Annotated in this window: 25 protein-coding genes and 1 pseudogene; 5 read left to right on the plus strand and 21 right to left on the minus strand. The window is 64.3% G+C overall.

What is annotated here, in order from left to right:
- The first annotated feature begins 34 nt into the window (after positions 1 to 34).
- The 5 genes from ccrA (at position 35) to AC5STI_RS18255 (ending at position 5,484) form a co-directional block, all read left to right on the plus strand.
- Positions 35 to 1,315 carry a crotonyl-CoA carboxylase/reductase gene (gene ccrA / locus AC5STI_RS18235; protein WP_475050258.1) on the plus strand — a complete coding sequence of 427 codons (1,281 nt, stop codon included), beginning with the start codon at positions 35 to 37 and terminating at the stop codon, positions 1,313 to 1,315.
- A 377-nt stretch (positions 1,316 to 1,692) separates the two neighbouring features.
- Entirely contained in the window at positions 1,693 to 2,412 is a 720-nt protein-coding gene (locus AC5STI_RS18240) for a helix-turn-helix transcriptional regulator (RefSeq protein ID WP_475050260.1), read from the plus strand.
- A gap of 94 nt (positions 2,413 to 2,506) precedes the next feature.
- Positions 2,507 to 3,148, plus strand: coding sequence for an acyl-homoserine-lactone synthase (locus AC5STI_RS18245; protein WP_495447659.1), 642 nt, complete (start codon positions 2,507 to 2,509; stop codon positions 3,146 to 3,148).
- A gap of 63 nt (positions 3,149 to 3,211) precedes the next feature.
- Positions 3,212 to 4,750: an ATP-dependent DNA helicase gene (locus tag AC5STI_RS18250; protein WP_490398696.1), complete on the plus strand. Its 1,539-nt coding sequence runs from the start codon at positions 3,212 to 3,214 to the stop codon at positions 4,748 to 4,750.
- Positions 4,747 to 5,484 (plus strand): SDR family oxidoreductase, encoded by a 738-nt coding sequence (locus tag AC5STI_RS18255; RefSeq protein WP_495447660.1) that lies wholly within the window; start codon positions 4,747 to 4,749, stop codon positions 5,482 to 5,484. The genes AC5STI_RS18250 and AC5STI_RS18255 overlap by 4 nt, the downstream gene beginning before the upstream one ends.
- A 206-nt stretch (positions 5,485 to 5,690) precedes the next feature.
- Here AC5STI_RS18255 and AC5STI_RS18260 read toward each other — a convergent pair whose 3' ends face one another.
- From AC5STI_RS18260 to pcaF, 21 genes and pseudogenes are all read right to left on the minus strand, one after another.
- Complete coding sequence (locus AC5STI_RS18260; protein ID WP_495447661.1) at positions 5,691 to 6,476, minus strand: TIGR02186 family protein; 786 nt, start codon at positions 6,474 to 6,476, stop codon at positions 5,691 to 5,693.
- 2 nt (positions 6,477 to 6,478) lie between these two features.
- The gene (locus AC5STI_RS18265) at positions 6,479 to 7,402 is read right to left on the minus strand and encodes a sulfite exporter TauE/SafE family protein (RefSeq protein ID WP_495447662.1); all 924 of its coding nucleotides are present in this window, start codon (positions 7,400 to 7,402) and stop codon (positions 6,479 to 6,481) included.
- Between the two features lie 291 nt (positions 7,403 to 7,693).
- Positions 7,694 to 8,659, minus strand: coding sequence for an ABC transporter permease (locus tag AC5STI_RS18270; protein WP_475050271.1), 966 nt, complete (start codon positions 8,657 to 8,659; stop codon positions 7,694 to 7,696).
- A complete protein-coding gene (locus AC5STI_RS18275) occupies positions 8,659 to 9,753 on the minus strand; it encodes an ABC transporter permease (protein ID WP_475050273.1) in 1,095 nt (364 codons plus the stop codon). Before AC5STI_RS18275 ends, AC5STI_RS18270 begins: the two co-directional genes overlap by 1 nt.
- Positions 9,754 to 11,283, minus strand: coding sequence for an ABC transporter ATP-binding protein (locus AC5STI_RS18280; protein WP_495447663.1), 1,530 nt, complete (start codon positions 11,281 to 11,283; stop codon positions 9,754 to 9,756).
- A complete protein-coding gene (locus AC5STI_RS18285) occupies positions 11,280 to 11,633 on the minus strand; it encodes a nuclear transport factor 2 family protein (RefSeq protein WP_495447664.1) in 354 nt (117 codons plus the stop codon). Before AC5STI_RS18285 ends, AC5STI_RS18280 begins: the two co-directional genes overlap by 4 nt.
- 17 nt (positions 11,634 to 11,650) lie before the next feature.
- Positions 11,651 to 12,646, minus strand: a complete 996-nt coding sequence (locus tag AC5STI_RS18290) for a BMP family lipoprotein (RefSeq protein WP_495447665.1) — start codon at positions 12,644 to 12,646, stop codon at positions 11,651 to 11,653.
- A gap of 155 nt (positions 12,647 to 12,801) precedes the next feature.
- A complete protein-coding gene (locus AC5STI_RS18295) occupies positions 12,802 to 13,227 on the minus strand; it encodes a GNAT family N-acetyltransferase (protein WP_495447666.1) in 426 nt (141 codons plus the stop codon).
- Positions 13,220 to 13,816 (minus strand): tRNA (adenosine(37)-N6)-threonylcarbamoyltransferase complex dimerization subunit type 1 TsaB, encoded by a 597-nt coding sequence (tsaB, locus tag AC5STI_RS18300; protein WP_495447667.1) that lies wholly within the window; start codon positions 13,814 to 13,816, stop codon positions 13,220 to 13,222. Before tsaB ends, AC5STI_RS18295 begins: the two co-directional genes overlap by 8 nt.
- 21 nt (positions 13,817 to 13,837) lie before the next feature.
- Entirely contained in the window at positions 13,838 to 14,404 is a 567-nt protein-coding gene (locus AC5STI_RS18305) for a NifU family protein (protein WP_475050286.1), read from the minus strand.
- Positions 14,405 to 14,468: 64 nt separating this feature from the next.
- A complete protein-coding gene (locus tag AC5STI_RS18310; protein ID WP_495447668.1) occupies positions 14,469 to 15,074 on the minus strand; it encodes a 2-hydroxychromene-2-carboxylate isomerase in 606 nt (201 codons plus the stop codon).
- 21 nt (positions 15,075 to 15,095) lie between these two features.
- Entirely contained in the window at positions 15,096 to 15,551 is a 456-nt protein-coding gene (locus AC5STI_RS18315; protein ID WP_027235076.1) for a universal stress protein, read from the minus strand.
- 305 nt (positions 15,552 to 15,856) lie between these two features.
- Entirely contained in the window at positions 15,857 to 16,720 is an 864-nt protein-coding gene (locus AC5STI_RS18320) for a branched-chain amino acid aminotransferase (RefSeq protein ID WP_495447669.1), read from the minus strand.
- A 222-nt stretch (positions 16,721 to 16,942) separates the two neighbouring features.
- Positions 16,943 to 17,437, minus strand: coding sequence for a VOC family protein (locus AC5STI_RS18325; protein ID WP_490398686.1), 495 nt, complete (start codon positions 17,435 to 17,437; stop codon positions 16,943 to 16,945).
- A gap of 202 nt (positions 17,438 to 17,639) precedes the next feature.
- The gene (locus AC5STI_RS18330; protein ID WP_495447670.1) at positions 17,640 to 18,401 is read right to left on the minus strand and encodes a Phenylacetic acid catabolic protein; all 762 of its coding nucleotides are present in this window, start codon (positions 18,399 to 18,401) and stop codon (positions 17,640 to 17,642) included.
- A 48-nt stretch (positions 18,402 to 18,449) separates the two neighbouring features.
- Complete coding sequence (paaE, locus tag AC5STI_RS18335) at positions 18,450 to 19,523, minus strand: 1,2-phenylacetyl-CoA epoxidase subunit PaaE (protein ID WP_495447671.1); 1,074 nt, start codon at positions 19,521 to 19,523, stop codon at positions 18,450 to 18,452.
- 10 nt (positions 19,524 to 19,533) lie between these two features.
- A complete protein-coding gene (gene paaD / locus AC5STI_RS18340) occupies positions 19,534 to 20,007 on the minus strand; it encodes a 1,2-phenylacetyl-CoA epoxidase subunit PaaD (RefSeq protein ID WP_495447672.1) in 474 nt (157 codons plus the stop codon).
- A 143-nt stretch (positions 20,008 to 20,150) separates the two neighbouring features.
- A pseudogene (paaC, locus tag AC5STI_RS18345) lies at positions 20,151 to 20,897 on the minus strand (1,2-phenylacetyl-CoA epoxidase subunit PaaC); the annotation flags it as partial.
- Positions 20,897 to 21,181, minus strand: a complete 285-nt coding sequence (paaB, locus tag AC5STI_RS18350; protein WP_008562338.1) for a 1,2-phenylacetyl-CoA epoxidase subunit PaaB — start codon at positions 21,179 to 21,181, stop codon at positions 20,897 to 20,899. The gene paaB and the pseudogene paaC, both read right to left, overlap by 1 nt.
- Before the next feature lie 63 nt (positions 21,182 to 21,244).
- The gene (gene paaA / locus AC5STI_RS18355; protein WP_259958542.1) at positions 21,245 to 22,222 is read right to left on the minus strand and encodes a 1,2-phenylacetyl-CoA epoxidase subunit PaaA; all 978 of its coding nucleotides are present in this window, start codon (positions 22,220 to 22,222) and stop codon (positions 21,245 to 21,247) included.
- Positions 22,223 to 22,246: 24 nt separating this feature from the next.
- Positions 22,247 to 23,449 (minus strand): 3-oxoadipyl-CoA thiolase, encoded by a 1,203-nt coding sequence (gene pcaF / locus AC5STI_RS18360; protein ID WP_495447673.1) that lies wholly within the window; start codon positions 23,447 to 23,449, stop codon positions 22,247 to 22,249.
- Positions 23,450 to 23,524 lie beyond the last annotated feature (75 nt).

Raw genomic sequence — 23,524 nt, forward strand, 5'->3', positions numbered from 1 at the left:
CCGCGGCAAAGGACAGGATACAAAGGAGGCCATCATGGCATTGGATACCCAGACTGACGTCATGTCGTACGAGGCGCCGGAGAAAGATCTCTATGAAATGGGGGAAATCCCCCCGATGGGCTTTGTGCCCAAGAAGATGTATGCATGGGCGATCCGCCGGGAGCGTCACGGCAACCCCGACACCGCAATGGTGCAGGAAGTTGTCGACGTGCCGGAGCTGGACAGCCACGAGGTGCTGGTTCTGGTGATGGCAGCGGGCGTTAACTACAACGGCGTCTGGGCCTCTCTGGGCAAGCCGATCTCGCCGTTTGACGGCCACGGCAAGCCGTTCCACATCGCCGGCTCCGATGCCTCGGGCATTGTCTGGGCGGTGGGCTCCAAGGTGACCCGCTGGAAGGTCGGCGACGAGGTTGTCATCCACTGCAACCAGGACGATGGCGACGACGAGGAATGCAACGGCGGCGATCCGATGTACTCCCCCAGCCAGCGGATCTGGGGCTACGAGACCCCGGACGGGTCCTTCGCCCAGTTCACCAACGTGCAGGCCCAGCAGCTTATGCCGCGCCCCAAGCACCTGACCTGGGAAGAAAGCGCCTGCTACACGCTGACGCTGGCAACCGCCTACCGGATGCTGTTCGGCCATGAGCCGCATGACCTGAAGCCGGGTCAGAACGTGCTGGTCTGGGGTGCCTCGGGCGGCCTCGGCTCCTACGCGATCCAGCTGATCAACACCGCCGGCGCCAACGCCATCGGCGTGATCTCCGACGAAAGCAAGCGCGACTTTGTCATGGGGCTGGGCGCCAAGGGTGTTCTGAACCGCAAGGACTTCAACTGCTGGGGCCAGCTGCCCACGGTCAACACCCCGGAATATGCCGAGTGGTTCAAGGAAGCCCGCAAGTTCGGCAAGGCGATTTGGGACATCACCGGCAAGGGCAACAACGTCGACATGGTGTTCGAACACCCCGGCGAAAGCACCTTCCCGGTCTCGACCTTCGTGGTCAAGAAAGGCGGCATGGTCGTGATCTGCGCCGGCACCACCGGCTATAACCTGACCTTTGACGTGCGTTACATGTGGATGCACCAGAAGCGTTTGCAGGGCTCGCACTTTGCCCACCTCAAGCAAGCCGCTGCTGCCAACAAGCTGATGGTTGAGCGCCGCTTGGACCCCTGCATGTCGGAGGTGTTCACCTGGAACGACCTGCCGGAGGCGCACATGAAGATGCTGCGTAACGAGCACCTACCGGGCAACATGTCGGTGCTGGTGCAGGCGCCGAAGACCGGTCTGCGCACTCTGCAGGACGTTCTGGACGCTTGATCCCGCTCCGGCATTAATGCCGGTTCGATTCTGCAAAACGCCGCGAATCACCCGGGTGGTTCGCGGTTTTTTGCTGGAATTGCGGAATTATGCCGAAGGAATTCAGCCTATTGCGGGCTGTGGCCTCGCTATTCTTGGGGAGGTCGCGGCGGATTGCCGAAAAAGATGAATCTCTATTACGCGGTTTTTGCGCAGTTTTTTCGCGGCCAGCCGGATCTGTTCACTCAAAATAAACGAATGCGGAACCTTCGCATTGACCTCCGGGAGGTCCTCGCTGCAAAACAACAGGAAACACCGGCCCGTCCGCTGCAGAACATCTTGCCGCGGCAAACGATCAGAACCGGGGCCGGACCGAAGAGGCAACAGCAAACAACTTCATGGCATACAAAGCAGAACTCGACCGCATTTTGGAGGCGCTTGACGCCACTGAGACATTGGAAGGCCTGCAGCTGATCGTCGAGCAGGTCTGCGAGGTGTTTGCTGTCGACCACGCGATGTACCTCTGGGTGGAGACCGCCGGAAACCACTATTATTTCGGCACCTACTCTAAGGAGTGGACCGACCGTTATCTGGACAAGGCATATTCGCGGGTCGATCCGGTTGTAGTGGGCTGCTACCAGCGCTTTCATCCGGTCGACTGGAAACGGCTGGACTGGAACCCTAAACCGGCGCGTGAGTTTCTCAAAGACGCGCTGGTGCATGGTGTGGGCAATCAGGGCTACGCGATCCCGATCAGAGGGCCGAACGGCCAGTTCGCGCTGTTTACGCTCAGCCACAATTGCGACGATGCGGCCTGGGAGAAGCTTATCGGCAAATATGGCCGGGATTTCATTCTGGTGGCGCATTACTTCAACCGCAAGGTGCTGGAGCTGGAACCGACAAGGGCGGCCGAACAAGCCCAGCCGCTGTCGCCGCGGGAAGTCGATGCCCTGACCCTGCTGGCGATCGGCTACAGCCGTGCGCAAGTCTCACAGACCCTTTCGATCTCGGAACACACCTTGCGCGTCTACATCGAAAGCGCCCGGTTCAAACTCGGCGCAATCAATACCACACACGCCATCGCCCGGGCTCTGAGCCTTGGTTTGATTGTGATTTAACGGTAGCACTACACCTTTAGGTGTAAATCCTCTCCGGCATTAACCTTAAAGAGCGTATCATTCCCCTGTTTTTCTACTAAAAGGGGATTATGCAATGCTGCGCTATGTTTATGGCCACGACCTTCACAACCATGCCGCCTTGGCCCATTCGATGTTCCGGGACAGGGCGGATCAGTTCAAGACACGGCTCGGGTGGGATGTGCAGGTGGACGACAACGGCGAGGAGAGAGACCAGTACGACGAGCTGGATCCGCTCTACATGATCTGGGAGATGCCTGATGGCAGCCATGGCGGCTCCATGCGGTTTCTGCCCACGACCGGCCGTGTGATGGTGAATGAAATTTTCCTGGATCTCTGCGGCGGTGTGCCCATCTGCAGCCCGCTGATCTGGGAGTGCACCCGCCTCTGCCTGTCCCGAAACGTGCATGGCAGGATCGGAGCCGGGCTGATGCTAGGCAGCCTTGAGATCATGCGGAACTTTGACATCCCCCACTACACGGCTGTCTTCTACCGGCACACGGCCAGGGCTTTCCGCAATCTGGGCTTCGCGCCAGAGATTGCCAGCACGCAAGGCGAGGGGCGCAACACCATCTGCATGGGCTATTGGGAGTATGCCGAGGAGACCTACCTCAGCGTGTCGCGCAAGGCGGGCATCCCGCCGGAGCTGTCGCAGCTTTGGTTCGACCGCTCCTTCGGCGGCGCCGGCGCTTCAGGTCCGGTGGCGCTGAGCGCGTGATCAATACGTAAACCGGGGCCGGATCCTCTGGCGGACCTGGTCCCGCGGCTGTAGGGTCGCGCCATGACAGCTCTGCCCGTACAGTTCTCCGATGACCAGGCCACGGCTTTTGACAGCGTGACCGAACTCCTGCGCCAGGCGGGGGTCGACCTTGATGACGGGCTCTTGCACCCGCCCCGCGGCGACGCCGGGGTGATGGCGGTGATCGGCAAGGCGGGATCGGGCAAGACCCTGCTGCTGGCTGAGCTGTACAAGGCGCTGGAACAGGCCGGGGTTGAAGTTGTCTCGGGCGACTACGAGAGCCGTAAGAAGGGCGAAGACCGCCGCACCCTGGCAATCCTGGCGCCCACCAACAAGGCTGCGAGCGTCCTGCGCCTGCGCGGGGTTCCTGCAACCACCATCCACCGCATCCTTTACACCCCGGTCTATGACCCGGAATACGAACGCATTGCCGAATGGCTGGCCGGGCAGGGGGATCAGCCTGACATCGAAGGCCTGACCGAGGAGGCGCTGGCCCGCGCCGCGGCATTTTATGAGAAGAACAAGTCGATCCCCGGCGCGCTGGCAGCCGCGGGCCTGCGCGGTTCCGATTTCATCACCGGCTGGAAACGGCGTGAGGAGCCGCTGGACATCGGCTTTGTCGACGAAGCCTCGATGCTGGACGACCGCCAGTTCGAGGATTTGAAGGAGATCTTCCCCAATCTGATCCTGTTCGGCGACCCGGCGCAGCTGGCGCCGGTCAACCAGTCGGGCTCGATGGTGTTCGACGCGCTGCCTGAGCCGCGCCGCCTGATCCTGAACCGCATACACCGGCAGGAAGCTGGCAACCCGATCCTCGACCTCGCCCACGCGCTGGCCGACCCGCAAGTGGGTTTCGAGGATTTCGAGCGCATGGTGGAGGACACAGCCCGCCGCGACGACCGGGTGGTCTGGGGCCAGCGGGTGGAGGTCGACCTGATGGCACGCTCGCCGGTGCTGGTCTGGCGCAACAACACCCGCATCCGGCTGATCAACGCCTTCCGCGCCGTGCATGGCGCGCCGGAGGATGAGCTGATCGCCGGTGAGCCGCTGATTTGCGACGGTATCGAGCTGCCGATGAAGCACCGCAAGAAACGCCTGGACCTGGAGGCCCGCGGCCTGATCAAAGGCGCGCAGGTGATCTTTCTCGGCCCCGGCCGCAAACCCGGCTTTTCCCGCCTGCACGTGATGGGGGCCGAAGATCCGCAGGTCTCAGCCGCCTCGATTGTGAAGATCGAGAAGCCGGACGAGGAAGAGCCTTTTATCCCCTATGCCGCCCGCATGGGCGCAACCTTTCTGCATGGCGCGGCGGTGACCATCCACAAGGCGCAGGGCTCGCAATGGGATACCGCGCAGGTCTTTGCCCCGGACATCTACGCCGCCGCGCGTATGGGCCGGGTAGAGGCAGGCCAGCCCCTGTGGAAACGGCTGGCCTATGTCGCCATCACCCGGGCGCAGGAGCGGCTGATCTGGGTGGTCCGCAACCGCCTTGCCAAGCCCACCGGCCCGCTGCCGGTGGATGACCTCAAAGCCATGCCCGCCGCCGCGCTTACCCTTGAAGCACAGGAGGATACCCCCGCATGAGCCGTTCAATCCTGATCACCGGCGCAAGCTCCGGCATCGGCCGCGCTGTGGCGGAGCTGTTTCTGGCCGAAGGCTGGCAGGTGGGGCTGGTGGCCCGCCGGGCGGATAAGCTGCAGGAGGTGGCGCAGGGCTTTGCAAACGCCCAGGTGCTGCCTGCGGATGTCACGGACGCGGCAGCGGTGGATCATGCGTTGAACAGCTTTGCCATGGCGGCCGGGCGGCTGGATGTGCTGTTCAACAACGCCGGCATCTTCACCCCGCCGGGCACCATCGACGAAATCCCGCTGGAAGACTGGTTTGCCTCGGTGAACGTGAACCTGACCGGCATGTACCTGACCGCCCGCGCTGCCTTCCGCCAGATGCGGCAGCAGGCGCCGCAGGGCGGGCGGATCATCAACAACGGCTCCATCGCCGCTTATGTGCCGCGACCCCATTCAGCGCCATACGCAGCCACCAAGGCAGCCATCACCGGCCTCACTAAAAGCCTGTCGCTTGACGGCCGCCCCTTTGACATCGCCTGCGGCCAGATCGACATCGGCAACACCCGCACGCCGATGGTGGAGGATTTGAGCCAGCGCCACGCAGAGGCCAACCCCGGTGCCGAACCGATGCACACCTTCGCGGTGGAGGATGCGGCAAAGTCGGTGCTGCACATGGCCAATCTGCCGCTGGAAGCCAACGTGCAGTTCATGACGGTGATGGCCACCAAAATGCCCTACATCGGCCGCGGCTGAGCGCTCCCGCCCGTCGCTGGCGCATCCCGGATGCGCCGCTCCCGTTGGGCCGGGCGCTGCGCTGGGGCGCAGCGGGCCGCCGGCAGGCGCACAAATCAGAAAGCCGCACGGCCCTTCATCTTTCCGGAAATACTCCGGGGTGAATTGGCCGCAAGGCCAAGAGGGGCAGCGCCCCTCCCTCCTGTCTTCGGTGGGCCGGCCCCTCCTTACCGGTTCCTGAGCAGGCTGAAGGCTGCGGACGCGCCCCAGCCGGCCGCGATGGCAATCGCCAGCGACATCAGGCCATAGAGGAACGGCTGCTCGCGCGAGAGCGAGTACAGGAACCGTTCCAGCCCCACCTTGCGCACGTCGATGGCGGTCTCGTAGCTCGACACCACTTCGCCCCCGCGGGTCAGGAAAATCCTGGTCTGGTATTCCCCCTCGGTGAGGTCGGCGGGCATCGTGATGGCAGTGCGGAACAGGGTCTGCTCATCCACCGCAACGGTGTTTTCGCGGAGGGAGTAAAGCCCGTTCTTCTCGCGGATCCGCACCACCGCATCGGCAAAGGCCTGGGCGCCGCGGATATGCATGGCGGCGCCGACCGAGCGGATCGCGCGCTTGATCGAAATCCTGTAGCGCAGGTCCTCGGTGTCCGTCAGCACCTCCTTGAACGGGGCGCTGGTGGCCACGGCGTAGAACGCTGGCGCCGAGTCGACCAGAACGCTGTCGACATTGACCCAGATCCCCAGCTTCTTTTCCTTGCGCCGCACCATGACGGAGGGGGCCGGGCCGGAGACGGTGACCACCACTTCCAGCGGGTCGTCCTGCGGGATCGGGGTTTCGCGTTTCACCGCACCGAAGACCAGGATTTCCGAACCGTCGAAGGTGGCAGTGATAGCCACCCGGTCCTGGCTGAGGCCGAGCACAACCTCTTCCTTGCCGGCCTGAGCGGCGGATTGCGGCAACAGGGCCAGGCTGGCGGCAGTCAGGGCAGACAGGAGCAGCTTGCGCATGATCAATGCCCTCCCGGCTCGCCCAGGGAGAAGATCTCGGAGGGCTGCAGCAGCAGGTCGAGGCCCAGCTTGACGCAGACCGCGATGACCATCAGCGCCAGCAGGATACGCAGCTGTTCGGCTTTGAGATAAACGCCGATGCGGGTGCCGATCTGGGCGCCAACCACGCCGCCGATCAGCAGGAGAACCGCCAGCACGATATCCACCGTGTAGTTGGTGGTGGCGTGCAGCATGGTGGTAAAGCCAGTGACCAGGATGATCTGGAACAGCGAAGTGCCGACAACCACCTTGGTCGGCATGCCGAGGATATAGATCATCGCGGGCACCATGATGAAGCCGCCGCCGACACCCATGATTGCTGCCAGAATACCCACGGCCACACCAACCAGGATGGGCGGGATCACCGAGATATAGAGCCCGGAGGTGCGGAAGCGCATCTTGAAGGGCAGCGCATGCACCCAGCCCCGCTGGCGCCGGGCCGCAGGGGCGCTGCCGCCTGCCTTCTTTGCCTTGCGGATGGCGTTCAGGCTTTCGATGAACATCAGCCCGCCGACAACACCCAGGAAGACGACGTAGCAGAGCTTGACCAGCAGATCGACCTGGCCAAGCGCCTTGAGGTAGTTGAACACCACCACCCCGAGCGCGGCGCCCAGCAGGCCGCCAGCCTGCAGCACAAGCCCCATCTTGATATCGACCGTGCGCCTTCGGAAATGCGCCAGCACCCCGGAGAACGAGGAGGCGACAATCTGGTTCGCTTCCGTGGCCACCGCAACCGCCGGCGGGATGCCGATGAAGAACAGCAGCGGCGTCATAAGGAAGCCGCCGCCAACTCCGAACATGCCCGAGAGAATTCCGACCATTCCTCCGAGGCCCAGAAGAAGGAAGGCATTCACCGAGACCTCAGCTATGGGAAGGTATATCTGCATGATCTTTGTTAGACCGCAGACCGTTCAAAAATCAATGATCTATGCCGCTATGCAGCGTGCAGGACTGATTTGACGCGGTAAACTGGACTTAACTGTGGCCGCCGTGCACTGGTGGGGCAGGACTGCCCCTTAGTGCCCTGTTCGAGTGTAATTGCGTCGTTGCCGGGGCAAGAGTGAACGGCGCTTCGCGCCGCCGCTACCCTCATTCCGGAAAAGACGCAGGCCGGGAACAGGCCGGAAAAAGAACCGCCCGGCGCTAGGCCGGGCGTTCCGGTGTTTCTGGTAAGGCGCTCAGCGCTCCTTGACGTAGGGCTGGCCGCCGGCGCGGGGCGGGATTGCCTTGCCGACGAAACCGGCCAGGATCACCACCGTCAGCACATAAGGCAGCGCGTCCATGGCCTGAACCGGGATCACAATGCCGCCGAGCTCGATGTTCTGGAACCGCAGGGCGACCGCCTGCAGCAGCCCGAACAAGAGGCAGGCGCCCATCGCGTGCCACGGCCGCCACTTGGCAAAGATCAGCGCAGCGAGCGCGATGAAGCCGCGGCCTGCGGTCATGTCCTTGACGAAGCCCGCCTGCAGCGCGGTGGCCAGATAGGCGCCGGCAATGCCGCACAGCAGGCCGCAGATCATCACCGCGCCGTAGCGCAGGCCGACAACCGACACGCCCGCGGTGTCCACTGCCGCCGGGTTTTCACCCACTGCGCGCAGGCGCAGGCCAAAGCGGGTGCGGAACAGGATCCACCAGGTGGCCGGCACCGCCAGGAAGGCGAGGTAGACCAGCACCGAATGGCCTGACAGCAACTCGGAGTAAATCGGGCCCAGAACAGGCACGCCAGAGAGGCTGTCGGCAAATGGCAAGGTGATCGGGGTGAAGCGGCCGCCGCTGAACAGCGACGGCGTGCGGCCGCCCTGCTGGAACCAGTCCTGGGCAATCAGCACCGTCATGCCCGCGGCCAAAAAGTTGATCGCAACGCCGGAAATCAGCTGGTTGCCGCGGAAGGTGATCGACGCCACCCCGTGCAGAAGTGCCAGCAGCAGCGAGGAGCCGATGCCCGCCAGCAGCCCCAGCCAGACGTTGCCGGTGACGGCAGCGACGGCGGCGGAGAAGAAGGCGGCCATCAGCATCTTGCCTTCCAGGCCGATGTCAAAGATGCCTGCACGCTCGGAGTAGAGGCCGGCGAGGCAGGCCAGCAGCAGCGGCGTGGCCAGGCGGACGGTGGAATCCAGAATCTGGATGATCGTCAGGAAATCCATCAGTTCTGCCCCTTCCGCACCGCCAGGAAGATCTTCTCAAGCGGCATCCGCACCATGTTGTCGAGCGCGCCGGTGAACAGGATCACCAGGGCCTGGATCACCACGATCAGCTCGCGCGGGATCGAGGTCCAAAGCGCCAGTTCCGCGCCGCCCTGGTAGAGGAAGCCGAAGAGGATCGCTGCCAGGAACACTCCAAACGGATGGTTGCGCCCCATCAGCGCCACCGCGATGCCGATGAAGCCGGCGCCTTCGGTGGCGTTCAGCACCAGGCGTTCCGCTTCGCCCATCACGTTGTTCACGGCCATCATGCCGGCCAGCGCGCCGGAGATCAGCATCGCGATCATGATCGTGCGGACCGAGGAGATGCCGGCATAGCGGGCGCCGGGCTCCGATTTGCCCAGGGAGCGGATCTCATAACCCAGCGGCGTGCGCCAGATCAGCAGCCAGACGAACAGGCAGGCGCCCATGGCGACCAGCAGGCTGACGTTGGCGGGGGCCGACTTGGAGAAGTTGATGCCAATCGGGGCCAGCAGCTCATGCAGGGAGGGCAGGTGGACGGCCTCGGGGAAACGTTCGGTGGCCGGGTCCATAGAGCCTTCGGGGCGCAGCACGTTGACCAGCACATAGTTCAGCACCGCCGCGGCGATGAAGTTGAACATGATGGTGGTGATCACGATATGGCTGCCGCGCTTGGCCTGCAGATAGGCCGGGATTGCGGCCCAGGCAGCCCCAAAGATCCCGGCGCCAAGGGCAGCAAAGACCAGCGCCAGCGTCCAATGTGGCCAAGGGATCAGCAGGCAGACCAGCGCCACGCCCAGGCCGCCCAGCATCGCCTGGCCCTCGCCGCCGATGTTGAACAGGCCGGCATGGGCGGCAACCGCCACCGCCAGGCCGGTGAACATGAAGTTGGTGGCGTAATAGAGCGTGTAGCCCCAGCCATAGGTGGAGCCCAGGGCGCCGTCGACCATCAGCTTGACCGCAGCCACCGGGTCCTCGCCGATCCCGAGGATCACCAAGGCCGACAGAAGTGCGGCCAGGATCAGGCTGATCAGCGGGATCAGGACCACATCGGCCCATTTCGGCATCTTGTCCATTTACGCGGCCTCCCCCGCGACACCGGCCATCAGCAGGCCGAGCTCTTTCTCATCGGTCTGATCCGCAGGGCGTTCGCCCATGATCATGCCGTCAAACATCACCGCAACCCGGTCGGAGAGCGACAGGATCTCTTCCAGTTCGACCGAGACCAGCAGGATCGCCTTGCCCTGATCGCGCAGCGCGACGATCTGCTTGTGAATGAATTCGATGGCGCCGATATCGACGCCGCGGGTCGGCTGGCCGACCAGCAGCAGGTCCGGGTTGCGCTCGATCTCGCGCGCGACAACGATCTTCTGCTGGTTGCCGCCGGAAAAGTTCTTGGCCGCCAGCCAGGGATCCGGCGGGCGCACGTCGAACTTCTCCATCTTGGCTTCGGTATCGGCCTGCAGGGAGGCGTTGTTCATCAGCACACCCTTCTGATAGGCCGCATCGCGGTGATAGCCGAAAGCCACGTTCTCCCAGGCGTGGAAGTCCATGATCAGGCCCTCGCGCTGGCGGTCCTCCGGCACATGGCCGATGTGGGCGTCCCGGCGCGCCTTGGCATCCGAGCCCGGCCCGCGCAGGGGCAGGGGGGTGCCGTGCAGCTTGATGGTGCCGGTGCCCGGACGCATGCCGCCCAGAACCTCCAGCAGTTCCGACTGCCCGTTGCCCGCGACGCCGGCTATGCCGACGATCTCGCCCGCGCGCACGGTCAGGTCGATGCCCTTGACGCGCTCGACGCCGGCCTCGTCCACCACCCGCAGGTTCTCGATCTCCAGGATCGGGGCGCCGGGCTGGGCAGGCACCTTGTCGACGCGCAGCAGCACCTTGCGGCCCACCATCAGCTCCGCCAGGTGCTCGGGGCTGGTCTCTGCGGTCTTGACGGTCGCGGTCATCTGGCCGCGCCGCATCACCGACACGGTGTCGGTGTACTCCATCACTTCCCGCAGCTTGTGGGTGATCAGGATGATGGTCTTCCCCTCGGCGCGCAGCCGGTCGAGGATGCGGAACAGCTGGTCGGCCTCCGACGGTGTCAGCACGCCCGTCGGCTCGTCGAGGATCAGGATCTCCGCCTTGCGGTACAGCGCCTTGAGGATTTCCACCCGCTGCTGCGCGCCGACGCCGATTTCGTCGATGCGCGCATCGGGGTCCACGAACAGTTCGTATTCCTCTTCCAGCGCCTTCAGCTCCTTGCGGGCGCGGCGCAGCGAGGGCATCAGCATGCCGCTGTCCTCGGCGCCCAGCACGATGTTTTCCAGCACGGTGAAATTCTCCACCAGTTTGAAATGCTGGAACACCATGCCGATGCCCGCGGCAATCGCCGCCTGGCTGTCCGGGATCTCGGTCTTCTTGCCGTTGATGAAGACTTCCCCTTTGTCAGCCTTGTAAAAGCCGTAGAGGATCGACATCAGCGTCGACTTGCCGGCACCGTTTTCACCGATGATACCGTGAATGGTGCCGGGGGCGACGCGGATGGAAATGTCCTTGTTTGCCTGGACGGGGCCAAAGGCCTTGGAGATGCCTTTGAGTTCGATGGCGGGGGCAGTCAAGCGGGCTCTCCCATGCCTGTAAATCCGATCAGCCGCACCACTTTGCCATCTTGCAGATCGGCAAAATACTGGCCGCGCACCATGCGGGTGCCGTCCTTCAGGAAATCCACCGTGGCACGCGCGTGGCCATGGTGTTCCGAGACGGCCACGACTTTGGCCTCGGCGCCCGGCATTTTCGCGCTGAACTGCGCGATATAGTCCAGATAGGCGTCGCGGCCCTCGATGGGGGCGGGGGTGTTGGGATCGGAATAATAGAATTCGGGCCCGATCGCCGCGTCGGTTTTTGCAACACGGCCTTCGGGGGTTGGGTCGCCCCAGGCCGCAAACAGAATATGAATAGACTCCGTCATGGCCTGGGGCTTTCTCTTTAGAAGCTCAGCGCCGGGCAGCTGTCATCGGACATGTAGTCATGCACCTTGATCTCGCCCGAGGCGATCTTGGCAGCAGCGTCGTCCACCGCGGCCTTCATTTCGCCGGTCACCAGATCGGCGTTGTGCTCATCCATCGCATAGCCGACGCCGCCATTGGCCAGGCCCATGACAGAGAAGCCGGTCTCCATTTCGGCACCGTCCGAGAACGCCTCGAACACGGCGTTGCCGACGTTCTTGGTCATCGAAGTCAGCACCTTGCCCGGGTGCAGGTGGTTCTGGTTGCTGTCCACGCCGATCGACAGGATGCCCTCGTCGGCCGCGGTTTGCAGAACGCCCACGCCGGTGCCGCCGGCCGCGGCATAGACCACGTCAGCGCCCTGGGAGATCTGCGCCTTGGTCAGCTCCGAGCCCTTCACCGGGTCGTTCCAGGCTGCCGGGGTGGTGCCGGTCATGTTGGAAATCACCTTGGCGTCCGGGTTGGCGGCCTTGACGCCTTCGGCATAGCCGCAGGCGAACTTGCGGATCAGCGGGATGTCCATGCCGCCGATAAAGCCGACGGTGTTCGACTTGGACGCCATCGCCGCCAGCATGCCGACCAGATAGGAGCCTTCGTGCTCGTTGAAGACGACCGAACGCACGTTGTCGCCCTCAACCACCATGTCGATGATGGTGAATTTGGTGTCCGGGTAGTCGGCTGCCACCTGGCCCAGGGCGTCGGCAAAGGCAAAGCCCACCATCACGATCGGGTTGGCGCCGGCCTCGGCAAAGCGGCGCAGCGCTTGCTCGCGCTGGGCTTCGGACTGCAGCTCGATCTCGCGGTAGCTGCCGCCGGTCTCCTCGACCCAGCGCTGGGCGCCGTTGTGCGCGGCTTCGTTGAAGCTCTTGTCGAACTTGCCGCCCAGGTCGAAGATCAGCGCAGGCTCGGCCAGCGCGGCACCTGCTGTCAGGGCCAGCGACGCGGCTGCGCCCATCAGCGGTTTCATCAGGGTCATCAGGTTAACTCCCACTGTCATTTTTGTTGGATGCAGCGGGGAATTTCCGCTGCCCGGCCACGTTCAGGCCATAGAGGGTGCGGCAATTTAGCCTGCAGGGCAGGGAGAGGGTCAACCGCTTTTTGACCATTTGGTGCGAAATCCGCGCAACTGGCCTAGCGTAAACCTTTTCTCATCAGGATTGCATCCGCCGGTTTTGCCCCTTCCCGGCGGTAATATCCGGCCCGGCGCCCGCATTCCGCGAATCCGCAGGCGCGGTACAGCGCTTGTGCCGGGGCGTTGTCGGCAGCGACTTCCAGGAACACCTCAGCCGCGCCGCGGGTGCGGGCGGCTGATTCCCAGTCCGCCATGCAGACGCGGGCCAGCCCCTGGCGCTGATGGCCGGGTGCGGTGGCAATGGTCAGCAGCTCTGCCTCATCCGCAATCACCCGCACCAGCGCAAAACAGCGGTTATCGCCCGCGGCAAAGGTCAGCGGGCTGTCCAGCAGGGAGGCAAACTCCGCCGCCGACCAGGGCCGCGACTGGGTAAAGGCCGCGGCATGGGTGGCGGCCATCGTTTCAGGTGTCAGCGGGTCAGCCATCAATCAGCGCCGGCGGCACATCGCTGGACGGCGCAGCATCGGCAGAGCGCAGGTACAAGGGGGCAGGCGGCTCGGTCACAGTCTGAAACCGCGCGGCTGCGATCCGGGCGATGGCTTCGGCCATCCCCGCGGGGCTCGCCTCAGGCGCAAACGCCAGCCCGGCGCCGCGGGCGGCATCCTCCGCCTCCTGGCGCGGCATCAGACGCGGCGCTTCGCCCGGCAATGCGGCATAGACCTGATCGCGCGGCGCCGGCACCGCGGGCAGGGTGTCTTCGGCCGCGCGGGCCTCAAACCCGTCAACACCCACGGCTGGCACCTCTAGCCCCAGCGCCAAACCGCGTGCGGCGGAAACTGCGATGCGGATGCCGGTGAAATTGCCGGGACCGACACCGACGCCGATGGCATCAAGGTCTGCCCACGCGGCGCCGCCTTCTGCCAGCACCTCTTCCAGCAGCGGCATCAGCCGTTCGGCCTGGCCGCGGGTCATTTCTTCCAGCCGGGAGGCCAGCAGCTGATCCCCGCGCAGCAAAGCGGCCGCGCAATGCGCGGCCGATGTGTCAAAGCCCAGAACCAGCGGTTCGGAGGTCATGTGTTGTCCTTTCGCAGCCGGTCAGACGGCAACCGGGCGCACCTCGGTGACTTCCGGGATGTAATGGCGCAGCAGGTTCTCGATCCCCATCTTCAGGGTCAGGGTCGAGGACGGGCAGCCCGCGCAGGCGCCTTGCATGTGCAGGTAGACAACACCGCGGTCAAAGCCGTGGAAGGTGATGTCGCCGCCGTCCTGAGCCACTGCCGGGCGCACGCGGCTGTCCAGCAGCTCCTTGATCTGGTTGACGATTTCGGCGTCCTCGCCGGAATGCTCGGCGTGGCCGGAGGCCGGATCGGCAGAGCCGTCCGCCATCACCGGCTGGCCGGACTGGTAATGCTCCATCACCGCGCCCAGGATGGCGGGTTTGATGTGGTCCCAATCAACACCGTCGGCCTTGGTCACGGTCACGAAATCATTGCCAAAGAACACGCCGGTCACGCCTTCAACCGCAAAGATGCGGGAGGCCAGCGGGGATTTACCTGCAGCGTCTGCGCTGGGGAAGTCGGCGGTGCCGACCTCCAGAACGGTCTGGCCCGGCAGGAATTTCAGCGTCGCCGGGTTGGGCGTGGATTCGGTCTGAATGAACATGTCGGGTCTCCGTTAAGCGTGCCCCCGATATGCGCCTTGCGGCCTGCCAAGTCAAGATTTGGAACTATTCTAAATTCGGGCGGCCTGCGGCGTGCTCCAGCGCTTGCTCCAGACGGTCGTCGCCCCAGAACAGCTCCGGGCCACAGGTAAAGCTGGGCGCGCCGAAAATGCCGGCTGTAATCGCCTCTTCGGTCTGTGACCGCAGCGCCGATTTGATATCGGCGGATTGTGCGCGTGAAATCAAACCTGCATCAAGGCCGGATTTGCACAGGCATTCTTGAAGCACCGCGTCGCTGGAAATATCCGAGCCGTCTTCGAACTGCGCCTGGAACACCGCCATTGTGAAAGCTTCAAGGCAGTCCTGCTCGGCGGCGGCCAAAGCCAGCCGGGCTGCCTCCAGTCCGTTTTGCGGAAACGGATCCGGGCGGCGGAAGGGCAGCCCGCGGGCCGCGCAGATCCGCTCCATGTCGCGCCACATGTAGCGGCCTTTGGCGGGGTAGATATTGAACGGGGAGGTGTCCCAGCCTTGCGCAGCAAACACCGGCCCCAGCAGGAACGGTTTCCAGGTAACGGATACTCCGCGGGCGGCAGCCAGCTCGCCAATCCGCATCACGCTGAGATAAGAATAGGTGGAGGCGAACTCGAACCAGAATGTGATCCTGCCATTCATTGCCTCTGCCGTGCCTTCTGCTCAGGTAATTGCTTCCAGCTTCTCTTTGCTGAGGTCGCCCGGCACGATGGTGATCGGCACCGGCAGGGTGCCGGAATTCTTGGTCAGCTGGGTGACCAGCGGGCCCGGGCCCTTGCGCCCGGTGCCGGCGCCCAGCACCAGCACGCCGATTTCCGGGTCGCCCTCGATATAGTCAAGGATCTCCGGGACCGGTTCGCCCTCGCGGATGACCAGTTCCGGGTCGACGTTCTGGCGGTCGCGCATCCATTTGGCAAAGACTTCGAAATGCGCATGGATCCGCTCGCGGGCTTCCTCCCGCATCACTTCACCGACACCGATCCAGTGGTTGAACTCGTCCGGCGGGATCACCGACAGGATGGTGACGCCGGCACCGGTATGCGCCGCGCGCATCGCGGCGAACCGCATGGCGTTCAGGCATTCGCGGCTGTCATCCAGTACCACAAGGAATTTGCGCATTTTCGCTCTCTCGTTGTTCCTCGGCGGATCATGACGCAAGCGGGCGCATCAGGCAATAGAGCCAAACCCGTTGAGCCGTTTCAGGAAACTGGCGCTAGGTCCGGGCGGGGGGAGGCGCTCCCGCGCCCGCAGGATCTTCCGGCTGCGCCGGAAGCCCCTTTGCGGCCTTGGGCCTGGCGCCGCGCAAGGCGCGGCGCGGCACCGTGCGCAGGCACGGTGCCATGCCCAACTGTGCAAGGGCCTATGGTACAAAGGCCCGGAGCAGACGGGAGGGTGTCCTGGCGTGTGGGTAAGGGCGGCTGCGGTTACGTCCCGCTGCGGGCCCAGTCCCAATACATCTCACGCACCCGCTTGGCGACGGGGCCGGTTTGATACTGGCACTCGTCGAAAGCGGTGACCGGTGTCACTTTGCTCATGTTGCCGGAGAGGAAGATCTCATCAGCTTCTTCGAAATCCTGATACCCCAGCACGCATTCATGCACGGTGATGCCATCGGCGCGCATGTTCACGATGTGGCGGGCGCGGGTGATGCCGGCCAGGAAGGTGCCGTTGGGGATCGGAGTGAAGACCTCGCCATCGCGGACCATGAAAACATTGGTGGTGGCTGTCTCCGCGACATTGCCCATCGCGTCCAGCACCAGCGCATTGGTGAACCCCTTGCCGCGGGCTTCGCGCAGCATCCGCGCGTTGTTGGGATAAAGACAGCCGGCTTTGGCGTTCACCACCGCGTTCTCCAGCACCGGGCGGCGGAAGCGGGTGCGGGTGAGAGTTGCGGCGGCCGTGTCCGGCGCCATCGGGATTTCCTCAAGACTGACGGCAAAGCGGGTGCTGTCCGGGTCCGGGGCAATCAGGGTTCCGTCGCCATCGGCGGCCCAGTACATCGGCCGGATATATACGGCGGAGCCGGGGGAAAACCCCTCCAGTCCCTCGCGGATCAGTTCCAACATCTGCTCAACAGAGTGGGTGGGCGTCATCAGCAGCGCCTCTGCCGAGGCATTGGTGCGGGCGCAGTGCAGATCCAGGTCCGGGGTCACCCCGTCGAAGAAGCGTGCGCCGTCGAACACTGAGGACCCCAGCCACATTGCATGGTCCGCTGCCCGCATCACCGGCAGGTCACCGTCATGCCAGCGGCCATTGAAATAGGTCCGGATTGTACCGCTTACAGCCATATTTCCCCTCCCTCTGCTTGCCGTTAGGGTAGGCAGGGAAAGGTCAGAGGTCCAGACCTAACATGCTCCGCGCGGGTCTATACAAAAGCCGCTGCTTCGCTGCTTTTGGTCTGCTTTACAGCGTGTTGCCGGGAAGATGGGCGCAATCTGACGCTGCGTCTTTTGGGTCAGCCTTTCTGACCAATTGTTTCGCGCGCGAAACATTCCGGCAGCAAGCCTGACCTACTCAACCTCTGCGAGCAATGCCTCCAAATCCAGGGCCTCTGTCCCCATTGCGAGGCTGCCGTCGCGCCCGCGCGGCCACTCCGTCTCAGGCCGGTCGCGGTAAAGTTCCACCCCGTTGCCGTCGGGATCGCGCAGATAGAGTGCTTCGGACACCCCGTGATCGGCGGCGCCGTCCAGCGCGATGCCTGCGTCCAGCACCCGCCGCAGCACCGCAGCCAGGCTCCGGCGGTCCGGCAGCAGGATGGCGGTATGATATAGTCCGGTCATATTGGGCGCCGGGGCAGGACCCCCGCGCGACTGCCATGTGTTGAGGCCGATGTGGTGGTGATAGCCGCCTGCCGACAGGAAGGCAGCGGAGGAGCCCAGCCGCTGGGTCACCTCAAAGCCGAGGACACCGCTGTAGAAGCCGATTGCCCGCTCCAGGTCCGAGACCTTCAGGTGGACATGGCCAATGCCGGTGCCTGCGGGAAGTTTTGCCGTGCCGGTGCTCATTGCAGCCTCCATTCGTCTGGTGGTGCAGATATGGCTGCTGAGCGCCTTGGGTTCCATTCCGCAGCGCCGCACCATGTGCCTGTGGATTTGCACAGCACCGCCAGTGGCGGCGCAGGCCCGCGCGCCGTCAGGCGCGCCGGGCCCAACCGGGCCTGCGCATCTTTGATGCGCTGCAGCCCGGGCGGGAGTTTGCGGGTCAGGATCAGGCGGCCGGTTTCAGGCCAGCCTTGTCCAGAATGGCCCCGGCGTCCTGCTGCCAGCGGGCCTTCAGCTCTGCATTCGGGGTGCGGCGCAGGCCCATGGCCTTCAGGCCTTCGAATTTATCCGAGGCCTCCTGACCAAAGCTCGCCGCGACCCGCGGCCACCAGTAGTCTGCCAGTTCCTGCAGGCCATCGGTGCCCTGGGCCTCGACCAGCACCATCAGCCCTTCTTCAGCCAGCTCGGCGTGGCGGGTCTCCAGCGGCAGGATGGCGCGGAAGGCTTCGGCCAGCGGCTGGTAGGAGACATGGCTCATCTCTTCCAGCTGCAGCACCACTGCGCGGCCCATCAGCAGGTTCATCATCACCGCGTCGGCCCAGCCTTCCAGCGGGTAGTTGAACACGGCCAGCCGCATGTCGTGCTTGGTGCGGCTCTGGCCGATGTCGGCATCCCGCTCCAGCCGCGCGGTCCAGGGGTGGTGGTCGGCATAACGCTCGGTGTCGGCGCCGAAGTCGCCCATGATCCGCAAGACCTTCTCCGCGTGATCGGTCTTTTCCAGCACGATCCGCGCCGCGGCGATGCGGGCCTTGATGCCGGGGCCTTCGTTGATGATGTCGGCAAAGCCCGCGGCGCCGGCCAGTTCGCTGTCGACGAAGGTCGCCATCAGCTTCATCAGCTCGGCGCGGTAGCGCGGTGGCACGTTGGACGGGTTGGTCAGAACCCCGCCCTGGGCCAGATAGCTTGTGATGCTCATCTCTTCGGACATGAAACGTCCTCCCTGAAAACTCCGGCTAACCGGTTATTTGAAATTCCCTTACTGATCGTAGTCGACAACCACGCTGTCGGTCACCGGATAGGCCTGGCAGGACAGCACATAGCCTTTTTCGACCTCGTAATCCTCCAGCGCGTGGTTTGCGACCATCTCCACTTCGCCTTCCAGCACCTTGCAGCGGCAGGTGGAGCAAACGCCGGCCTTGCACGCGTAAGGCGCGTCCATCGCGTTTTCCAGTGCCGCATCCAGCAGGGTTATGTCCTTGCCCATCTCGATGGTCTGGGTGGCACCGTCCAGGGTGATGGCGGCCTTGGTCTGGTTGGCGCTGCTGGCTGCGTCTTTTGCGGTGACTTTGCGCTTGGCGCGGCCCGGCTGGGCCGAGGCGAACAATTCGAACTTGATCTGGCTGTCATCAAGGCCGGCAGTGCGCAGTGCGGCGGCGATGCCGAGCATCATCGGTTCCGGGCCGCAGATAAAGGCGGTGTCGACCGACTGGATGTCGATCCAGTGCTCGAACAGCTGGGCGCATTTCTCCTCGGTCACCAGGCCGGTGAACAAGTCGATTTCCTGTGCGTCGGATTCCAGCACGTGGATCACGTTGAACCGGCCCATGTAGAGGTTTTTCAGATCCTCCAGCTCCTCGCGGAACATGATCGTGTTCACGCCCTTGTTGGCGTAGACCAGCGTGAAGGACGAGTTGGGCTCCGCCGCCAGCGTGGTCTTGAGGATCGACAGGACGGGTGTGATGCCGGAGCCGCCGGCAAACCCCAGATAGTTCTTCTCTGCGCCTGCATCCAGCGGGGTGAAGAAGGTGCCCATCGGCGCCATGGCCTGCAGGGTGTCGCCGGCCTTCAGCTCGGTATTGGCCCAAGTTGAGAACGCACCGCCGTCGACGCGCTTGATGCCGACCTGCAGGATGCCCTCGTCCTTGCCTGCGCAGATCGAGTAGCTGCGGCGCAGTTCCTCGCCGTCGAAGTCGCGGCGGAAGGTCAGGTACTGGCCTTGCGTGAAATCGAATTCCTCAGCCGCGCCATTTGCGGGCTTCAGGGTGACAACCACCGCATCGCGGATGGTCTTGCGGACGTCGGTGACTTCGAGGTCGTGAAAGCGCGCCATCAGGGTCTCCTCAGATGCACTTGAAATAATCAAAGGGTTCGAGGCAGTCCTGGCAGCGCCAGTGGGCCTTGCAGGGGGTCGAGCCGAACTGGCTGACCTTGGTGACATTCTTGCTGCCGCAGTGCGGGCATTTTTCGGGGCCGCCAGCGGGCTGGGGCGGGGCGATGCCGTAGTCCTCCAGCTTGGCGCGGCCCTTCTCGGACAGCCAATCGGTGGTCCAGGCAGGGGAGATTTGGGTTTCAATCTTGAGGTTCTCGATCCCCTTGCTGCGCAACGCAGTCTCGATGTCGAGGCTGATGATCGAGGTCGCCGGGCAGCCTGAGTAGGTCGGGGTGACGGAAACGACCAGGGTTTCGCCCTGCCATTCCACGCCGCGGACGATGCCTAGGTCGACGACCGAGATGACCGGGATTTCCGGATCCGGCACGGCGTCGAGCCACTCCCAGATCTGGTCAGTGCTTGGCTGAGTTTTCACTTGGCTCATGCGGTTACCCTCATTGGCTGTTCCGCCCGGCAGTACGCCGGGCAACGCCCGTCCTGCCCCCCCGCGGGGCAGGAGTTCAACGCCCACCGCTTGTGACGGGCGTTGCCTTCAGTTCTCTGGCCGTGGCCTTACCACTTGGCGCCGGGATAGGCGCGCTGCAGCCATTGCATCTGGGTCAGCAAGTGACCCAGGTGCTCGGTGTGCATCGCACCGGTGCGCCCGCCCTTGTGGGCAAAGCGGCTCTCCGGAATGGTCAGCGTCGCGTCGCCCAGGATGCGGGAGATCAGGGCGTCGTATTCTTCGCGCAGGGATGCCGGGTCGGGCGCGATTCCCGCCTTCACCATTTCGGCGTCGGCCTCGTCGGACTGGAACATCTCGCCCACGTAGGGCCACAGATAGTCCAGCGCCTCCTGCATGCGGCGGTGGCTTTCCTCTGTGCCGTCGCCCAGGCCCACCACCGTATCGGCGGAGCGCTCCAGGTGATAGGCAACCTCTTTCGAGGCCTTCTCGGCAATTGCGGCGACCCGTTCGTCCGAGGATTTCGTCAGGCGGCCCAGCTGGATCGAATGCCAGGCGTCAAACAGGAACTGGCGCATCAGGGTGCGGCCGAAGTCGCCGTTCGGCACCTCGCACAGCAGCACGTTGCGGAAGTCCCAAGCGTCGCGCAGGAAAGCGAGATCGTCGGCGGACTTGCCTTCGCCCTGCACCTCAGCCGCGAGGCCAAGCCACATCTGGGTCTGGCCGATCAGGTCCAGCGCGGTGTTGGCCAGCGCGATGTCCTCTTCCAGCACCGGCGCGTGGCCGCACCATTCACTGACCCGGTGGCCGAGGATAAGGGTGTTGTCCCCCATCCGCAGCAGAAACTGGGTAAAAGCTTCTTCGCGGGTCATTACATTGCCCCCACTTCTTCGGGGATGTCGAAGAAGGTCGGGTGGCGGTAGACCTTCGACTCGGACGGCTCATAGAGCGGGCCTTTGTCGCTGGGCGAGGAGGCGGAGATGTGGTTCGCCTCAACCACCCAGATCGACACGCCTTCGTTGCGGCGGGTGTAGACGTCACGGGCGTTCTTGATTGCCATCTCGGCGTCCGGCGCGTGCAGGGAGCCGACGTGGCGGTGGCTCATGCCGTGCTGGCCGCGGATGAAGATTTCCCAGAGGGGCCATTCGTTTTTCATGTCTCAAATCCTCCTGGCTGAGGGGGCGCTGCGCGGCTGACCGGAGCGCCGGAATGCTTGGGGTTACTCGGCGGCGTGCTGGCGCGCGGCCTTCTTCTTGGCGTGGGCGAGCAGGCCGTCGCGGACCCAGGCGCCGTCGTCCCAGGCCTTGTTGCGGTCGGCGAGGCGGTCGACGTTGCAGGGGCCGTTGCCCTGGATCACGTCAAAGAATTCGCTCCAGTCCGGGTCGGTGTAGTCGTAATGGCCGCGCTCCTCGTTCCATTTCAGATCCGGATCGGGGATGGTGAGGCCGAGGTATTCGGCCTGCGGCACGGTCTGGTCGACGAACTTCTGGCGCAGCTCGTCGTTGGTGTTCATCTTGATCTTCCACTTCATAGACTGGGCGGAATGGACCGAGTCCTTGTCGGACGGGCCGAACATCATCAGCGACGGGTACCACAGGCGGTTCAGCGCATCCTGAGCCATCTTCTTCTGCTCCGGCGTGCCCTCGGCCATCTGGCGGATGGCGTCATAGCCCTGGCGCTGGTGGAAGCTTTCCTCCTTGCAGATGCGGATCATCGCGCGGGAGTAGGGGCCGAAGGAGGTCCGCTGCAGCGGCACCTGGTTCATGATCGCCGCGCCGTCCACCAGCCAGCCGACCGCGCCGATGTCGGCCCAGTTCAGCGTCGGGTAGTTGAAGATCGACGAATACTTCATGCGGCCGTCCAGCAGCATCTCGGTGATCTCGTCGCGGGAGACACCCAGCGTTTCCGCCGCGCAGTAGAGATACAGGCCGTGACCCGCCTCATCCTGCACCTTGGCGAGCAGGATCGCCTTGCGCTCCAGCGTCGGCGCGCGGGTGATCCAGTTGCCCTCCGGCAACTGGCCGACGATTTCCGAGTGCGCGTGCTGGCCGATCTGGCGGATCAGCGTCTTGCGGTAGCCTTCGGGCATCCAGTCCTTGGGCTCGATCTTCTCGCCCGCGTCGATGCGCGCCTGGAAGGCCGCCAGCTTTTCCGGATCGTCCTGGGTCGCTTCGGATTTGATCATCTGAGCATACATGTCTGGGACCTCCTCAGGGTTTCGTTACACGCGTTCGAGGATCAGGGCGGTGCCCTGTCCAACGCCGACGCACATGGTGCAGAGCGCATACCGCCCGCCGGTGCGCTGCAATTGGTAGGCGGCGGTCAGCACCAGCCGCGCGCCGGACATGCCGAGCGGGTGACCCAGTGCGATCGCACCGCCGTTGGGATTAACATGGGGCGCATCGTCCGCGACGCCAAGTTCGCGCAGTGTCGCAAGACCCTGCGAGGCAAACGCCTCGTTCAGTTCGATCACGTCCATCTGTTCGATGGTGAGGCCGGTGCGGGCCAGCACCTTGCGGGTGGCGGGCACCGGGCCGATACCCATGATGCGCGGCTCGACGCCTGCGGCGGCCATGCCGACGATGCGGGCCATCGGTTTCAGGCCGTTCTTGGCGGCCGCCGCCTCATTCGCCATCAGGATGGCTGCGGCGCCGTCGTTGACGCCGGAGGCGTTGCCGGCGGTCACGGTCTTGTCCGGGCCGTTGACGCCCTTGAGGCCTGACAGTTTCTCCGCCGAGGTGCCGGGGCGGGGGTGTTCGTCGGTGTCGACCACCAGATCATCGCCCTTGCGCTGGGGGATGGTGACCGGGGTGATCTCGTCCTTGAAGATGCCGGCCTCATGCGCGGCGGCCCAGCGGGCCTGGCTGCGGGCAGCGAAGGCGTCCTGATCCTCGCGGGAGACGCCATAGTCCTCGGCCACGTTGTCAGCGGTCTGCGGCATCGAGTCGGTGCCGTACATCTTTTCCATCTTCGGGTTCACGAAGCGCCAGCCGATGGTGGTGTCATAGACCGCATTGGCACGGGTGAAGGCGCTGGTGGCCTTGGGCATCACGAACGGCGCGCGGCTCATGCTTTCGACACCGCCGGCGATGGCCATGTCATAATCGCCGGCCTTGATACCGCGCGAGGCCATGCCGACCGCATCCATGCCGGAGGCGCAGAGGCGGTTGATGGTGGTGCCGGGCACTGTGGTGGGCAGGCCCGCCAGCAGCGCCGCCATGCGGGCCACGTTGCGGTTGCTTTCACCGGCCTGGTTGGCATCGCCAAAGATCACGTCATCGAGGGCGCCCCAGTCCACGTCCGGGTTGCGCGCGGCAAGCGCGGCAATCGGCAGGGCGGCAAGATCATCGGTACGCACCTGGCTCAGCGCGCCGCCGTAGCGGCCGATCGGGGTGCGGGTGGCATCGCAGATGAAAGCATCCATGGGTGTTCGCGTCTCCTGTGGCGGCGGCAGGAAAAGCCGACCGTTGGGTCGGTATTACGCCGGAAGATGATTCGC

This window comes from Leisingera sp. CC-HEC096, assembly GCF_059429235.1.

Excerpts from the sequence above, each read along its gene's own strand:
- AC5STI_RS18260 (WP_495447661.1), bottom strand. The coding sequence starts at position 6,476 with ATGCGCAAGCTGCTCCTGTCTGCCCTGACTGCCGCCAGCCTGGCCCTG.
- AC5STI_RS18325 (WP_490398686.1), bottom strand. The coding sequence starts at position 17,437 with ATGAGCACCGGCACGGCAAAACTTCCCGCAGGCACCGGCATTGGCCAT.
- AC5STI_RS18240 (WP_475050260.1), top strand. The coding sequence starts at position 1,693 with ATGGCATACAAAGCAGAACTCGACCGCATTTTGGAGGCGCTTGACGCC.
- paaB (WP_008562338.1), bottom strand. The coding sequence starts at position 21,181 with ATGAAAAACGAATGGCCCCTCTGGGAAATCTTCATCCGCGGCCAGCAC.
- ccrA (WP_475050258.1), top strand. The coding sequence starts at position 35 with ATGGCATTGGATACCCAGACTGACGTCATGTCGTACGAGGCGCCGGAG.
- AC5STI_RS18250 (WP_490398696.1), top strand. The coding sequence starts at position 3,212 with ATGACAGCTCTGCCCGTACAGTTCTCCGATGACCAGGCCACGGCTTTT.
- paaA (WP_259958542.1), bottom strand. The coding sequence starts at position 22,222 with ATGTATGCTCAGATGATCAAATCCGAAGCGACCCAGGACGATCCGGAA.
- AC5STI_RS18330 (WP_495447670.1), bottom strand. The coding sequence starts at position 18,401 with ATGTCCGAAGAGATGAGCATCACAAGCTATCTGGCCCAGGGCGGGGTT.
- AC5STI_RS18245 (WP_495447659.1), top strand. The coding sequence starts at position 2,507 with ATGCTGCGCTATGTTTATGGCCACGACCTTCACAACCATGCCGCCTTG.
- AC5STI_RS18315 (WP_027235076.1), bottom strand. The coding sequence starts at position 15,551 with ATGCGCAAATTCCTTGTGGTACTGGATGACAGCCGCGAATGCCTGAAC.
- tsaB (WP_495447667.1), bottom strand. The coding sequence starts at position 13,816 with ATGACCTCCGAACCGCTGGTTCTGGGCTTTGACACATCGGCCGCGCAT.
- paaD (WP_495447672.1), bottom strand. The coding sequence starts at position 20,007 with ATGAGCCAAGTGAAAACTCAGCCAAGCACTGACCAGATCTGGGAGTGG.
- AC5STI_RS18255 (WP_495447660.1), top strand. The coding sequence starts at position 4,747 with ATGAGCCGTTCAATCCTGATCACCGGCGCAAGCTCCGGCATCGGCCGC.
- paaE (WP_495447671.1), bottom strand. The coding sequence starts at position 19,523 with ATGGCGCGCTTTCACGACCTCGAAGTCACCGACGTCCGCAAGACCATC.
- AC5STI_RS18270 (WP_475050271.1), bottom strand. The coding sequence starts at position 8,659 with ATGGATTTCCTGACGATCATCCAGATTCTGGATTCCACCGTCCGCCTG.
- AC5STI_RS18310 (WP_495447668.1), bottom strand. The coding sequence starts at position 15,074 with ATGAATGGCAGGATCACATTCTGGTTCGAGTTCGCCTCCACCTATTCT.
- AC5STI_RS18305 (WP_475050286.1), bottom strand. The coding sequence starts at position 14,404 with ATGTTCATTCAGACCGAATCCACGCCCAACCCGGCGACGCTGAAATTC.
- AC5STI_RS18320 (WP_495447669.1), bottom strand. The coding sequence starts at position 16,720 with ATGGCTGTAAGCGGTACAATCCGGACCTATTTCAATGGCCGCTGGCAT.
- AC5STI_RS18265 (WP_495447662.1), bottom strand. The coding sequence starts at position 7,402 with ATGCAGATATACCTTCCCATAGCTGAGGTCTCGGTGAATGCCTTCCTT.
- AC5STI_RS18285 (WP_495447664.1), bottom strand. The coding sequence starts at position 11,633 with ATGACGGAGTCTATTCATATTCTGTTTGCGGCCTGGGGCGACCCAACC.
- AC5STI_RS18290 (WP_495447665.1), bottom strand. The coding sequence starts at position 12,646 with ATGACCCTGATGAAACCGCTGATGGGCGCAGCCGCGTCGCTGGCCCTG.
- pcaF (WP_495447673.1), bottom strand. The coding sequence starts at position 23,449 with ATGGATGCTTTCATCTGCGATGCCACCCGCACCCCGATCGGCCGCTAC.
- AC5STI_RS18275 (WP_475050273.1), bottom strand. The coding sequence starts at position 9,753 with ATGGACAAGATGCCGAAATGGGCCGATGTGGTCCTGATCCCGCTGATC.
- AC5STI_RS18295 (WP_495447666.1), bottom strand. The coding sequence starts at position 13,227 with ATGGCTGACCCGCTGACACCTGAAACGATGGCCGCCACCCATGCCGCG.